Source organism: Methylorubrum rhodinum, from assembly GCF_014199935.1.
Lineage (GTDB): Bacteria > Pseudomonadota > Alphaproteobacteria > Rhizobiales > Beijerinckiaceae > Methylobacterium > Methylobacterium rhodinum.
In genome coordinates this window covers 46,849-60,911 of record NZ_JACHOP010000006.1, presented here as the reverse complement: position 1 = coordinate 60,911, position 14,063 = coordinate 46,849, and the positions used below count along the sequence as shown (strand labels likewise).

At 69.8% G+C, this 14,063-nt stretch carries 12 protein-coding genes; 5 read left to right on the top strand and 7 right to left on the bottom strand.

All coding sequences use genetic code 11. The annotated features are described in order from the left end of the window. Nucleotide 1 precedes the first annotated feature (1 nt). The 3 genes from HNR00_RS09380 to oxlT (HNR00_RS09370) all read right to left on the bottom strand — a co-directional run bounded on the left by HNR00_RS09380 (nt 2) and on the right by oxlT (HNR00_RS09370) (nt 4,300). Entirely contained in the window at nt 2-718 is a 717-nt protein-coding gene (locus HNR00_RS09380; RefSeq protein ID WP_183568387.1) for an alpha/beta hydrolase, read from the bottom strand. 261 nt (nt 719-979) lie between these two features. Next, complete coding sequence (gene oxc, locus HNR00_RS09375; RefSeq protein ID WP_183568384.1) at nt 980-2,737, bottom strand: oxalyl-CoA decarboxylase; 1,758 nt, start codon at nt 2,735-2,737, stop codon at nt 980-982. Nucleotides 2,738-2,992: 255 nt separating this feature from the next. Beyond that, nucleotides 2,993-4,300 (bottom strand): oxalate/formate MFS antiporter, encoded by a 1,308-nt coding sequence (gene oxlT / locus HNR00_RS09370; RefSeq protein WP_183568381.1) that lies wholly within the window; start codon nt 4,298-4,300, stop codon nt 2,993-2,995. A gap of 276 nt (nt 4,301-4,576) precedes the next feature. On the opposite strand from oxlT (HNR00_RS09370), the gene HNR00_RS09365 reads away from it, so the two are divergent. Next, on the top strand, nt 4,577-5,773 hold the full coding sequence (locus tag HNR00_RS09365; protein WP_246390480.1) for a YncE family protein: 1,197 nt from the start codon (nt 4,577-4,579) through the stop codon (nt 5,771-5,773). Between the two features lie 119 nt (nt 5,774-5,892). Here HNR00_RS09365 and oxlT (HNR00_RS09360) read toward each other — a convergent pair whose 3' ends face one another. Then, nucleotides 5,893-7,188, bottom strand: a complete 1,296-nt coding sequence (gene oxlT / locus HNR00_RS09360; RefSeq protein ID WP_183568378.1) for an oxalate/formate MFS antiporter — start codon at nt 7,186-7,188, stop codon at nt 5,893-5,895. A gap of 280 nt (nt 7,189-7,468) precedes the next feature. Here oxlT (HNR00_RS09360) and HNR00_RS09355 point away from each other — a divergent pair, with 280 nt between their 5' ends. The 4 genes from HNR00_RS09355 to HNR00_RS09340 all read left to right on the top strand — a co-directional run bounded on the left by HNR00_RS09355 (nt 7,469) and on the right by HNR00_RS09340 (nt 11,624). Further along, a complete protein-coding gene (locus HNR00_RS09355; protein ID WP_312886025.1) occupies nt 7,469-7,888 on the top strand; it encodes a CBS domain-containing protein in 420 nt (139 codons plus the stop codon). Then, nucleotides 7,885-8,220 (top strand): hypothetical protein, encoded by a 336-nt coding sequence (locus HNR00_RS09350; protein ID WP_246390478.1) that lies wholly within the window; start codon nt 7,885-7,887, stop codon nt 8,218-8,220. Before HNR00_RS09355 ends, HNR00_RS09350 begins: the two co-directional genes overlap by 4 nt. Before the next feature lie 27 nt (nt 8,221-8,247). Next, nucleotides 8,248-10,056 (top strand): DEAD/DEAH box helicase family protein, encoded by a 1,809-nt coding sequence (locus HNR00_RS09345; protein ID WP_183568375.1) that lies wholly within the window; start codon nt 8,248-8,250, stop codon nt 10,054-10,056. A gap of 143 nt (nt 10,057-10,199) precedes the next feature. Next, nucleotides 10,200-11,624: an FAD-binding oxidoreductase gene (locus HNR00_RS09340; protein WP_183568372.1), complete on the top strand. Its 1,425-nt coding sequence runs from the start codon at nt 10,200-10,202 to the stop codon at nt 11,622-11,624. A gap of 25 nt (nt 11,625-11,649) precedes the next feature. Here HNR00_RS09340 and HNR00_RS09335 read toward each other — a convergent pair whose 3' ends face one another. The 3 genes from HNR00_RS09335 to frc all read right to left on the bottom strand — a co-directional run bounded on the left by HNR00_RS09335 (nt 11,650) and on the right by frc (nt 13,957). Continuing rightward, nucleotides 11,650-11,826: a hypothetical protein gene (locus HNR00_RS09335; RefSeq protein ID WP_183568369.1), complete on the bottom strand. Its 177-nt coding sequence runs from the start codon at nt 11,824-11,826 to the stop codon at nt 11,650-11,652. Between the two features lie 578 nt (nt 11,827-12,404). Beyond that, on the bottom strand, nt 12,405-12,563 hold the full coding sequence (locus HNR00_RS09330; protein WP_183568366.1) for a hypothetical protein: 159 nt from the start codon (nt 12,561-12,563) through the stop codon (nt 12,405-12,407). Between the two features lie 116 nt (nt 12,564-12,679). Further along, nucleotides 12,680-13,957, bottom strand: coding sequence for a formyl-CoA transferase (frc, locus tag HNR00_RS09325; protein WP_183568902.1), 1,278 nt, complete (start codon nt 13,955-13,957; stop codon nt 12,680-12,682). Between the last annotated feature and the right edge of the window lie 106 nt (nt 13,958-14,063).

The window sequence follows — 14,063 nt, the reverse complement described above, 5'->3', positions numbered from 1 at the left end:
CTCAGGCGAAGAAGTCACCCAGAAAGAAATCCACCGCCTGCGCCACCACCGACGGGTCGTAGGCGTGCGGGCCGTCGTACTCGACGTAGGTGAGGTCGTAGCCGGCGCTGCGCAGGAGCTGGGCGTGGCGGCGGGCGCTGCGGTCGATCCCGATCTGCTCGTCGCGGGTACCGTGCGACAGGAAGATTTTTGGCGCGCCGGCCTGCACGTGGACCGACAGGAAGCCGGCGGATGAGACGATCAGGTGGCTGACCCGGTCGCCGTTGGTGAGCCCGAGCGAGAGCGCATAGCTGCCCCCGTCGGAATGTCCGGCGAAGGCGAGATGGCCGGGATCGATCAGGAAGCGGTCGGCGACCTCGGCGAGTGCCCGGTCGAGCCGCTCGCGGTCGGGGCCGTTGCCCGCGATGACGAGGTCCCAGGTCGGATGCAGCGATTGCGGCGCGAGCAGCAGGAAGCCGCGCGCCTGCGCATGCCCCTCCAGCATCGGCAGGATCTTTTCGGCGTGCCCGCCGCCGCCATGGAACAGCACCACCAGCGGGGTCGGCAGGCGCGGATCGACGTGCTCGGGCACGAACAGGATCGCGTCGCGGGTCTCGAACAGCCCGAGCGCGTGCCGCCCCGGCCCCAGCGCCGGCTTCGAGGGCAACCGCGGCAGGAACGACAGCCGCCCGGCGAGCCGTGGGTCGAGGGGAAGGGTCGGATCGATCGCGGAGGACATGGCTACTTTTCGCGATGAGGCCGGCCGCGCTTTCTCCTCCCCCTTGCGGGGAGGGGCCAGGGGTGGGGGTGGTTCAGGAGGAACCGCTTCGGTGCCTTCTGCCCGCCACCCACCTCCTACCTCCGCCCCGCAGGGGGGGAGGAGAGCGCCCCTGTGATCGAGGCGAGCGATCGGAAAGCGGACAAGACCGTAAAACGAAGAGGACCGCGGCGCCTCGCGGCACCGCGGTCCGGTTCACTCAGGAGCGGAGGCCAAAAAACCTCAGGCGGTCTTCTTCTTCAGCGTGCTCTGCGGGTTGAGGCTGCCGATGTTGCCGCTCTCGCTGCCCGCCTGCGGGTCGATCACCGCGTTGATCAGCGTCGGCTTGCCCGAATCCATCGCGGCGTCGACCGCCCGCTTCAGCTCGTCCGGCGTGGTGACGTTGACGCCGACGCCTCCAAAGGCCTCCATCATCTTGTCGTAGCGCGAGTCCTTCACGAACACCGTGGTGCCCGGATCGCGGCCGGTCGGATCGGTGTCGGTGCCGCGGTAGATGCCGTTGTTGTTGAAGATGACGATGCAGACCGGCAGGTCGTAGCGGCAGATGGTCTCCACCTCCATGCCGGAGAAGCCGAAGGCCGAGTCGCCCTCGACGGCGAGCACCGGTTTGCCGGTCTCGATGGCGGCGGCAACGGCGAAGCCCATGCCGATGCCCATCACGCCCCAGGTGCCGACGTCCAGGCGCTTGCGCGGCTGGTACATGTCGATGATGCCGCGAGCGAGATCCAGCGTGTTGGCGCCCTCGTTGACGAGGATCGCGTCGGGCCGCTCCTTGATGACGGTGCGCAGCGCGCCCAGCGCCGAGTGGAAGCACATCGGCGAGGAGTTCTTCATCAGCTTCGGGGCCATCTTGGCGATGTTGGCCTCGCGCTTGCCGCGGATGGTCTCGAGCCAGCCCTGCGGCGCGCCCTTCCAGTCCTTGCGGATGCCGGCAAGCAGCGCCTCGACGCAGGAGCCGATGTCGCCCACCAGCGGGGCGGCGATCTCGACGTTCGAGTCCATCTCGCGCGGCTCGATGTCGATCTGGATGAAGCGCTTGGAGCCGGGCTCACCCCAGGTCTTGCCCTTGCCGTGCGAGAGCAGCCAGTTGAGGCGCGCGCCCACCAGCACGACGACGTCGGAATCCTTCAGCGCGGTCGAGCGGGCGGCACCGGCCGAAAGCGGGTGGGTGTCGGGCAGGAGGCCCTTAGCCATGCTCATCGGCACGTAGGGAATGCCGGACTCTTCCACCAGCGCGCGGACCGCCTCGTCGGCCTGGGCGTAGGCGGCGCCCTTGCCCAGAACGATCAGCGGACGCTCGGCGGTCTTGAGCAGATCGAGGGCGCGGGCGACCGCGGAGGGGGCCGGGAGCTGGGCCGGGGCCGCATCGATCACCTTGACGAGGGAACGGGCGCCGAGCGCGCCGTCGATCACCTGCGAGAACAGCTTGGCGGGCAGATCGAGATAGACGCCGCCGGGACGGCCGGAGACCGCGGCGCGGATCGCGCGGGCGACACCGATCCCGATATCCTCGGCGTGCAGCACGCGGAAGGCGGCCTTGCACAGGGGCTTGGCGATGGCGAGCTGGTCCATCTCCTCGTAGTCGCCCTGCTGCAGATCGACGATCTCGCGCTCGGACGAGCCGGAGATCAGGATCATTGGGAAGCAGTTGGTGGTGGCATTGGCCAGCGCGGTCAGGCCGTTGAGGAAGCCCGGGGCCGAGACGGTGAGGCAGATGCCCGGCTTCTTGGTGAGGAAGCCGGCAATCGCCGCGGCGTTGCCCGCGTTCTGCTCGTGGCGGAAGGAGACGACGCGCAGGCCCTCGGCCTGGGCGAGGCGGCCGAGATCGGTGATCGGGATGCCGGGGACGTTGTAGATCGTCTCGATGCCGTTGAGCTTGAGCGCGTCGATGACGAGGTGGAACCCGTCGGTGAGGGCCGGCTCCTCGTGGGGCACGGCGCCCGCGGTGATCGCGTCGATGTTCTGGGCCTGGACGGTCATACGGCGTTCTCCCTTTGGCTTGAATTCTTCGTCGCTGATTTTTTTGGGACCTGCGGGCCCTCCGGGAGGCACCCCGCGTTCTCTGGATTTGCGGCACCCGAAAGCGCCGAGCCGTACGTTTCGGCTCCGAGTCTTGTCGCGACGGAGCTGGTATACCAAATACCAATTCGACGGTCAAACGAAACGCGCGGGTGATGAGGCCGCGCGTTCGCAGGAGTCTGGAGATTTCAGACGGCCCGCTCGGAGTCGCGGGGGTCAGGCGAGGCGCACGGTCGCCTCGGCGGCCTCCACCGTCTCGGCCTCGGCCGCGAGATAGCGGCGGCGCAGCGGCTTCAGGACGAACACCGCGAGCGCGGCCGCCGTGATGTTGAGCGCGATGATCAGCGCGAACACCGCCGACCAGCCATAGGCCGCCGAGAGCAGGCTCGCCATGGGCACGAGGAACGCCGCGGTGCCCTTGGCCGTGTAGAGCAGGCCGGCATTGCTGGCCGCGTACTTCGAGCCGAAGGTGTCGCCGCAGGTCGCCGGGAACAGCGAGTAGATCTCGCCGAACACCGCGAAATAGGCCGCCGTCGCGAAGACGAAGACGTACGGGTTGCGGCCGTAGCCGTACAGGACGAGGCAGGCGGTCGCCGCGATCGTGAAGGCGATAAACATCGTGTTCTCGCGGCCGATAGTGTCCGAGACCCAGCCGAAGAACGGACGGCCGAAGCCGTCGAGGATGCGGTCGAGGGAGATCGCGAGCGTCAGCGCGGCCATCTGCAGGCCGAACAGGCTCACCGGCACGTCGGCGACGTGGAAGTCGTGGGCGATCGGGCCGATCTGCGCCGCCGCCATCAGGCCGCCGGAGGCCACCATCACGAACATGGCGTACATGGTCCAGAAGACCGGGGTGCGCACCGCCTGCTTCGGGGTGCGGTCGACCTTGGTCTGGGGCAGGCGCAGGCTCTTGCGCGTCACCGGCACGGCGACCGAGGGTTTGCGCAGCAGGAACGACAGGGCGACCACGACGAGGCCCTGGCCGAGGCCGAAGGTGAGGAAGGCCTGCTCGTAGCCGTGCGCGGCGATCATCTTGGCGATCGGCACGACGGTGACGGCGGCCCCCGCGCCGAAGCCCGCGGCGGTGGCGCCCGCGGCGAGGCCGCGGCGGTCCGGGAACCACTTCAGCGCGTTGCCGACGCAGGTGCCGTAGACCGAGCCGGCGCCGATGCCGCCGATCACAGCCGCCGTGTAGAGCAGGAAGAGCGAGTCGGCGTAGGCGTTGAGCACCCAGGACAGGGCAATCATGACGCCGCCGAAGCAGACCACGATCTTCGGGCCGTAGCGGTCGACGAACCACGTCTCGACCGGCACCAGCCAGGTCTCGGTGGCGACGAAGATGGTGAAGGCGAGCTGGATCGCGGCGCGACCCCAATGGTGGGTCTGGTCGATCGGATCGACGAACAGCGTCCAGCCGTATTGCAGGTTGGCGATCATCGCCATGCAGAGCACGCCGAAGGCGAGCTGCCACCACTTGGCGGAGGGGGCGTCCTGCGCCGCCTCGCGTGCCGTCTGGCGTTCCATCCCGGTATTCCTCTTGTGGTGTCCGGTTCGGCCCCTCGGGGCGGCATCATGCACAATGGCGCAAGGCATACAATATACCAGGAATAAAAAAGCGTTTCGCACGTGCTGTCATGCCCGACGCCCGAGCGATGGGGCACGCGGCCTTGCTCTCGCCGGTGCGCGGCGCAGCACCATTTCGTATGGATGGCACCACCGGCCGAACGTTCGCGGCAAGATCCCCAGACGGGCATCCTGTTGGATCATCGTCCGTTTTCGGTGCGGGAGGACCATCGCGGCATGTTCGGCAAGGGCGAGGTAAAGCCGGTGGGTCCATGCTGGCAGGCAGGCCTGCTCTCGGTGGCCCTGCTGTTCGCCGGGGATGCCCGGGCGGCGGAGGAGCGCTCCTTCCTGATCGCGGGCCTCGACGGGAAGACCTTCTTCCGGGCCGAGGGCTCGGTGAACGGGCCGAACGGACACGATGGACTCGCCGTCATCGACATCGCGGACCCGGCCCGGCCGCGGCTGGCCCACGTGCTCGGGCTCGATACGTCCGTCTACGGGCCGCCGACCAACCTGCAGATCACGCCGGACGGCCGCCTCGGCCTCGTCACCAGCCCCGTGACCATGCGGCAGGAGGGCGAGAGCTGGTGGGCGCAAGGAGACGACCGCCTGCACGTGATCGATCTCGCCGCCGAGCCGCCCGCGCTGATCGAGACGATTCGCGTCGGCCGACAGCCCTCGGGCCTGGCGATCTCCAAGGCCGGCGATGTCGCGCTCGTGGCCAACCGCGAGGGCCGCAGCGTGTCGGTCCTGGCGATCTCGGGCCGAAGCGTGCGCGTCGTGGCCGAGGTAGATGTCGGAGCTGAAGCCGCCGCGGTCGCCCTCGCTCCGGACGGACGGCGGGCATACGTCGCCAAGAACAAGGCCGGCACGGTCGGAATCCTCACCCTCGCGGACGGACAATGGCGGCACGATCCCGCCCTCGACATGCCGGTCGGCCCCGGCACCTACGGGCTGGAGGTGACGCCGGACGGGGCCTTCGCGCTCTCCGGCAACACCGGCCCGGCGCCGAGCGACGGCCATGTCGACACGGTCGCGCTGCTTCGGGCCGGCACCGCGCGGCCGGTCGTGCTCGATCACATCGGGATCGGCGACACCGCCGAGACCCTGGCGATAAGCCCCGACGGGCGCCGGGCGGCCATCGCCGTGGTGAAGGGCTCCGCAGCGCCGCAGGCGAGCCCCGCCTACACCCCGGGCAGCGCCGCCGTGCTCGTGGGGATCGGGCCCGAGGGACGGCTGCGTTATCTGAGCGAGGCCCCGGCCGGCGCGGTGGTCCAGGGCATCGCCTTCGACCCGAGCGGCGACTACGTCTATATCGGCAACTACACCGATCGCAGTCTCGGCGTGTACCGGATCGAGGGAGAGACGATCCGGGAGACCGGTTTTCGGCTTGCGCTGCCGGGTCAGCCGGCCTCCCTGCGCGGTCGTCCCTGAGCGGTGGCGTCGAGGCCGTCCGGCAACTTCTGACCGTCTCACGAAAAACGCGCCGGGCGTCTCCGCCGCGGCGCGCGTCGTCCATACCGGCCGGCATGTGCCGGCCGGGTCATCTCCCGTCAGTGGGCGGTCACCGGCTTCACCTCGGCCTCGGCCGCGGCCTGCGCCCTGGTGTAGCCCTGGCGCATCGGCTTGAGGACGAAGATCGCCATGAACGCCGCGATGATGTTCAGAGCCGCCGCCGCCAGGAACACCGCGTGCCAGGAGCCGGTCATCGTGGTCAGCACGCTGGTGTAGGGCACGATCAGCGCCGCGGTGCCTTTGGCCGTGTAGAGCAGGCCGGCGTTGGTCGCGGCATACTTCGAGCCGAAGGTGTCGCCGCAGGTCGCCGGGAACAGCGAGTAGATCTCACCCCAGGCGAAGAACACGAGGCCGGTGAGGATCACGAACATGAACGGGTCCTGGCCGAACCGGCTCAGCATGTAGATGCCGACGCCCTCGATGCCGAAGGAGAGGAACATCGTGTTCTCGCGGCCGATATGGTCGGAGATCCAGCCGAACAGCGGACGCGTCACGCCGTTGAGCACCCGGTCGATGGTGGCGGCGAACGTCAGCGCCGGCAGCGTGATGCCGAGCAGGCTCACCGGGGTGTCGGCGATGTGGAAGTCCTTGGCGATGGGGCCGAGCTGGGCAGTGGCCATCAGGCCGCCGGCGGCCATCATCACGAACATCGCGTACATCACCCAGAAGATCGGGGTGCGGACCATCTCGGAGGGGGCGTAGTCGCGCCGGCTCTGGCTGACGCGGGCGATGGTCGGCACGTCGCCCTTCTTCGGGGCCGACAGGAACAGGGCGACCAGCATCACCACGAGGCCCTGGCCGAGGCCGAACCAGAAGAAGGCGTGCTCGTAGCTGTAGTGGTGGATCACGGCCTGGATCGGCACCACGGTCAGCGCCGAGCCCGCGCCGAAGCCCATGGCGGTGAGGCCCGCCGCGAGGCCGCGGCGATCCGGGAACCACTTGAGGGAGTTGCCGACGCAGGTGCCGTAGACCGCGCCCGCGCCCGTGCCGCCGATGGCGGCGCCGACATAGAGCATGAACAGAGAGTCGGCGTAGGCGTTGATCACCCAGGCAAGCCCGCAGAGCAGGCCGCCGGCCAGGGTGACGACGCGCGGGCCGTACTTGTCGACGAACCAGCCCTCGATCGGCACCAGCCAGGTCTCGGTGACGACGAAGATCGTGAAGGCGACCTGGATCGCGGCGCGGTCCCAGCCGTGGCGCTCCTGGATCGGGTTGACGAAGAAGGTCCAGCCGTACTGCATGTTGGCGATCATGCACATGCAGACGATGCCGAGGACGAGCTGAAGCCAGCGGTTCACGGGGGGTGACGCGGGTGGCGCGAGGGATGTGGACATGGACGTCTCTCCAGGTGATGCGCCCGGTTGTCCGGGCTGCGTCGGCCGGTGGCCCCCACCCCGGGAACGGGGCGTGCGGAGGCGGGCGGGAAGCCGGCAAGTTAATTCGGCAGAAGTCGGATTAAACCGTCGGCTCGTTCGTGCTGCCCGGCCGAGCGGCACCATAATTCAAAATCCAGAATTGACAACAGGTATTCTGTATACCAGAGTCGGAGGATGGACGCCGCCAGAGCGTCCCGACCGGAGGAGCGCCGTGCCTGCAGCGATGGGCCGAGATGCCGTGCATCGAGACGGAGCCCGCCAGGAAGCCCGCATCCGCACCATCCACCGCGATCGCTCGGTGGCGGAGGCGATGCAGTTGCTCGCCCAGCCCAGCACCGGTGCCCTCGTCGTGGTCGAAAGCGAGACGGTCGATGCGCCGGTGATCGGCCTCCTGACGCAGCGCGACGTCTTCCGCGCGGTCGCGGCCGACGGACCGGACGTCTACGGGCGCAGCGTCTGGCTCATCACCGATCACGACTTTCCCGCCGTCGATGTCGGCGCCTCCGCGCAGGAGCGCCTGCGCGCCTTCTGCGACCGGCAGGTCGATCACATCGCCCTGATGGATTCCTGCCGCGTCAGCGCCATCCTGAGCATCTGGGATTGCGCCGGAGCGCGGACCGGCGAACCCGCGGGCGAGCGCTCAGGAGCCGCCTCATGACCACCGATTCCCCGTCCCCGTCGCAACAGGCCCCCGAGATGACGCACGAGATGAAGCACTTGGCCGTCGTCGAATGCCCGATCGTGTTTCCCGGCGAGAACGAGTTCGGGATGTCGAGCGTCGACATGCTGCCGCGCCTCGGCATCGCCGCGGGGCTGGAGAGCCGCCACATCCGCGTGCTCGACGAGCGGATCATCGCGGTGTGCATCTTCAAGAGCACCTTCTGCGCCAAGCTGTTCTTCGACGCCGAGTGGACCACGCGGGCCGACACGCTCTGGGACGACCGCTACCAGATCCGCTTCGAGGCGATCGACACCGCCTCGGCGGCCTGATTCTTTGTCATTCGGGGAGGACGATCGATGGCCTCCCCGGCGCCCGTGACCGAGCAGGGGAGCGAGCCGGCCTTCCACGCCTGGAATCCCGGCCTCGAACCCGGCCTGCCGCGGGCCCTGACGCCGCTCGCCACGCTGTTCCGTCCCGAGAACGTGGCGCTGCCGCTCGCCGAAATCCTGGAACTGTCCGATCTTTGCGGCCTGCCCGCGACCCGCCTCGCCCCGTTCCGGGCGGAACGGCTCGCGGTGCACGAGGTGCTGATCCGGGTGATGGCCGACCTCTCGGTGCCGGTCGGCGAGGTCTATGCCGATCTCGGCGTCAACTTCCGCGCCATGGTCGCCACGATCCTGCGCAAGGGCGTCGCCCCGCGGATGGCGGAGGTCGAGGCCGCCCTCGAGGCCGTGCGCGCCGAGGCCGAGGCGCTGCTCGCGCACGAACTTTTCGTCCTTCTCGACGAGCCCACGGAGCCGCCCCCGCCCCGGCGGCTCCTCGGCCTGCTGCCGCCCAAGCGCAGCCTCCCGCCCCATCAGGGCGACTGGCAGGCGCGGGCGCTCGCCCGGCTCGATGCGCGACGCGACACGCCTTGCGAGGAGGGGCTCGAAGGCGCGGTGCGCGACGCTTTGCGCACGGTCGTCTCCGCGGTGATCGCCCGGCAGGGCACGCTGATCCGCGATCGCGCCCTGCTGGCGCGGCTCGCCCTGATCCTCATCGCCAACCGCGAGGGCAGCCGCCGCATCGGCGCGCTGATCGAGCCGTGGATGGCGGAGGTGGTGCAGGCCCACGGCTACCGGCAGCTCGCACCCCAGTCCGAGCCGGTGGTCATGACGGTGAAGGGCGCCTCGGCCTCGGGCAAGAGCACGATCCGGCCCTACCAGCGCGACCTCGCCGGTCGGATCGGCGCGGGCTGGACCGACTTCGCCGTCGTCACCCCGGACGTCTGGCGCAAGTTCCTGCTCGACTACGACGGTCTGGGCGAGCAGCGCCGCTATGCCGGGCCGCTCGCCGGCCACGAGGTCGAGATCGTCGACGCCAAGCTCGACCGGCACATCACCGCCAAGGCGGCGGCGGGGCGCCTGTCGCACCTGCTGATCGACCGCTTCCGCTTCGACAGCTTCTCGACCGAGCCGGACGGGGACGGCACCGGCCAGTTGCTGACCCGGTTCGGCCAGCGGGTCTACCTGCAGTTCATGGTGACGCCGCCGGAGGAGACGGTGGAGCGGGCCTGGAAACGGGGCGAGGAGTTCGGCCGCTACAAGGCGGTGGAGGATCTGCTCGCCCACAACGTCGAGGCCTTCACCGGCATGCCGCGGCTGTTCTTCACCTGGGCCCTGCGCCGCGACCGGGCGGTGTTCTTCGAATTCCTCGACAACGGCGTGCCGAAGGGCGCGCGGCCGCTCACCATCGCCTTCGGCCGGAACGGCGAGATGACGATCCTCGACGCGCGCGCCCTCATGGCAATCGAGCGCTACCGCCGGATCGATATCGGCGCGCGCCGCCCCGAGGAGGTCCATCGCGGCGGGACGGAGCCGGAGCGCGACGCCGCCTTCCTGCGGGCGATCCTGCGCCGGCTCAAGACCGTGCGCTTCGCCGAGCGCGACAGCGGCCGGGTCTATGCCCGGTTCGAGCGCGGCCGCCTCGCCGCCCTCGACCGGACGCGGCTCGCCGCGATGCGCGCGGACCCGTCGATGGCGCGGGCGCTCGCGGCGGCGGGCATCGCCCCGCGTTCGGAGACCGCGGATCTGCCCGAACTCGACGAGACGCTGGCGCCCGAGAACCTCGCGACGCTGGGCGCCTGGGGGCCGCGAGCCGCGGCCGCAGACACCGATACGCGGTGATCGGTCCCTCGTAGGCCCGGCCCCCGGGCGCGACGCACTCGACGGAGGGCCCATTGGGGATTACGCCCTCGCAGGCGGGGACGGCCGCACGGATCGGACGCGGTCCTGCCGCCGACCGCCCCCTCCGACCGCCCGAGCCGACCATGTCCCAGAGCGATGACCTCGAGCCGTTCCGCGCCCTCCTCGGTGCGACCGGCGTCCTGACCGAGCCCGGCATGATCCGGCCCTATTGCCGCGACCATCGCGAATTGATGGAGGGCGCGACGCCTGCGGTGCTGCGCCCGCGCACGGTCGAGGAGGTCCAGGGCCTCGTGCGGCTTGCCCGGTCCGGGGGCTTCGGTCTGGTGCCCCAGGGCGGCAACACGGGCTATGTCGGCGGCGCCACCCCCGAGCCGGGACGGCGGCAATGCGTCGTCAGCCTGGAGCGGATGGCGCGGATCCGGTCGGTCGACCCGCTCGGGTTCACCCTGGCCTGCGACGCCGGCACGATCCTGGCCGAGGCGCAGGCCGCGGCGGCCGGGCACGGCCTGTTCCTTCCCCTGAGCCTCGGCTCGGAAGGGAGCTGCCGGCTCGGCGGGAATATCGGCACCAATGCCGGCGGCCTTCAGGTGCTGCGCTACGGCATGACCCGGGATCTCGTGCTCGGGATCGAGGCGGTCCTGGCCGACGGCAGCCTGTTCTCCGACATGCGCCACCTGCGCAAGAACAACATCGGGATCGATCTCAAGCAGGCCTTCATCGGCGCCGAGGGCGCGCTCGGCATCGTCACCGGCGTGGTGCTGAAGCTGTGGCCGGCGCAGGCCCATCGGGCGACGGCGTGGCTCCAGCTCGCGGCGGATGCCCCCGTCCCGGAGATCGCCGCCACCGTCCGGCGGGAGACGGCCGACCTCGCCTCGACCTTCGAGCTGATCTCCGCCGCCTCCCTCGCCCTCGTCGGCGAGATGCGGGGAGCCGATCCCGGCCTGCAGGCCGGTCCCGGCGGGGCCGTCCTCCTCGAACTGCAATCCTCCTCGGCGCGCATTCCGCTCGAAGAGGTGCTGCTCGGAACCCTCGAAGAGCTGCTGGAACGTGGCTTCCTCGAAGATGCCGTGCTGGCCCAGTCGGAGGCGCAGCGGCGGGCGATGTGGACCATCCGCGAGACGATCCCCGAGGCCGAGAAGCATGCGGGCGGCTCGGTCAAGCACGACATCGCCGTGCCGGTCTCGCGGATCGCCGATTTCCTCGAACGGGGCGGCGCCCTCCTGGCCGAGCGCCTGCCGGGCGTGCGGCTCTCGTTCTACGGCCATGTCGGCGACGGCAACATCCACTACAACCTGGTGGTGCCGCCCGGCGAGGATCGCCTCGCCTTCACCCGCGCCATCGAGGCCGGGATCGCGCACGATCTCTACGCCCTCGCGGCGGAACTCGGCGGCAGCTTCAGCGCCGAATACGGGATCGGTCGGTTCAAGCGGGATCTGCTCGCCCGCTACAGCGACGAAACGCGCCTCGCGCTCCTGGCCGGCGTGAAGAACGCCTTCGATCCCGACGGCGTCATGAATGCCGGGATCTGGTTCGCGCAGGACCGGTGATCCGCAGCGCCGCCAGCCGCTCCGTTCAAGCGGCTCGAGCCGGCTCCGGCGAGATCGCCGGCACGGTCGCCGCAGGCACGGCCTCGTCGATATCGGAGGCCGGCGGCGCGATCAGCGCGGTGCCGTCGAGGAAGCTGAGAATCTCGGCCTCGGAGACGTGACCGAAGGCTTCCACCAGATAGGCCAGGGCGTCGTCGGACATCGCTCGTCCTCCCGTTGCCGCGCTGGCGCGCCGGTCCGTTCCGTCGCGATCCGAGCGTCTTGTCTTCTGGTATCTGGTATACCAACGAGCGCGGATGTCAAGGTCCGCCGGTCCGGCGCGCCTGCACGACCGTTCGTGTGGGAGGGTGTCGATCGGGCTCCGCGAGCCCGCCGAACATCGCTTTCGGCTCAAAGGTAGGCGCTGCGGAATCGCGCCGCATTCGGGCTTCGCGGTCGGAGAAATTCCCGAGTGTCGTTCCAGGTTGCCGGCCCGCCGTCAGGGCAATTCGCAGGCCGCGCGGCGACTGTGCGGCCATGGCCGCGTTCGGCCCCATGGTCCGTTACGCGATCGCAATCGACACCGGCTCCAGACGATCCGAACAGGGCCGATGCGGCCCTGCCGGGGGGCCGGCCATCGCCGTCAGACTCCGACTTGGCCGAAGGCTTCACCCGGACAGAGGCCGCGAGCCGACGGATGCGTTCGTCGGGGTCGCGGGCGTCCGAGCCCAATCACGACCTCGGCTTTTCGAACGGCGACGCTCCGCGAACGGGAGCCGCTTCCTCGATCCGGAAGAGGGTTCAGTTCGCCGAGGCCCGCGTGGCGGTTTGGAAGCGGCGCGGGGCCGGCTTCGCCCTCGGCTGCGGATCGCGCTTGTCGACGAGCGCGCGCTTGACGCGCTCGTTGAAGTCCTTGGTCGTTACCGATCGGGCCGTACCGTTGTTGTTGATCTGGGCCATCAGGCGCCTCCGCTCGTCCTGCCGAGTGTCTCACCCAAGGCACCGGATCGCGCGGAGGGTCTCCCTTCATATGGGGCGTGGAGCGGCGAATACGACCCGGCGGCGCGGGGGCGGGCCTACTCGGCTGCGATGCGGTGGACGGCGCCGACGGCACCGGACCCGAAAATCTCGCCGATCTCGGCGTCCGAGCAGCCGAGCACCTCGCGCAGGATCTCGTCGGTGTGCTCGCCGAGCAGCGGCGCGCGGGTCACCTCGGTCGGGCTCGCCGAGAGCTTGATGGGGTTGCCGACGGTGAGGTGGCGCCCGCGGGTCGGATGCTCGACCTCGACCACCGTGCCGTTGGCCCGCAGGGCCTCGTCCTCGGCGATCTCGCGCATCGACAGGATCGGCCCGCACGGGATGTCGTAGGCGTTCAAGATCTCCATCGCCTCGAACTTCTCGTGCTTCATCGTCCAGGCTTCGATGCGGGTGAAGATCTCGTTGAGATGCGGCAGGCGCGCCTTGGGGGTCGCGTAGGCCGGATCGGTCTTCCAGTCCGGCTCGCCGATGATGTCGCAGATCGGCCCCCAGACGGCCCCTTGGGTGATGAAGTAGATGTAGGCGTTGGGGTCCTTCTCCCAGCCCTTGCACTTGAGGATGCGCCCCGGCTGGCCGCCGCCGGAATCGTTGCCGGCCCGCGGCACCGCGTCGCCGAAGGGCACGCCCTCGCCGTACTGGCTGTATTCCATCAGCGGGCCCTCGCCGAGGCGCTGCTGGTCGCGCAGCTTGACCCGGCAGAGGTTGAGCACCCCGTCCTGCATCGCGCAATCGACCCGCTGGCCCTTGCCGGTCTGGGTGCGCTGGAAGAGCGCCGTGACGATGCCGAGCGCCAGATGCAGCCCGGTGCCGGAATCGCCGATCTGCGCGCCCGAGACCATCGGCAGCCCGTCGCGCCAACCGGTGGTGGAGGCCGCGCCGCCTGCGCATTGCGCGACGTTCTCGTAGACCTTGCAATCCTGGTAGCGGCCGGGCCCGAACCCCTTCACCGAGGCGAGGATCAGCCCCGGATTGGCCGCCTGCAGCTTGTCCCAGGTCAAGCCCATCCGCTCCAGCGCGCCGGGGGCGAAGTTCTCCACCAGCACGTCGCATTCGCGGATCAGCCGCCACAGGATCTCGTTGCCCTTGGCCGTCTTGGCGTCGAGGGTGATCGAGCGCTTGTTGTGGTTCAGCATCGTGAAATAGAGGCTGTCGATGCCGGGGATATCCTGAAGCTGCTGGCGCGTCGCGTCGCCCGCGCCGGGCCGCTCGACCTTGATCACGTCGGCGCCGAACCACGCCAGCAGCTGCGTGCAGGTCGGACCGGACTGGACATGCGTGAAATCGAGGATGCGCACGCCGTCGAGAGCCTTGCCCATCGCGAGGTCCCCTCCCAGGAAGCTTCTTTTCGGTGTCGGCGCGCGGGCGATGGCGTCGCCCTGCGGGCCGCTGCACGAAGCCGGCATCGCAGCCTCACCGGTCGGA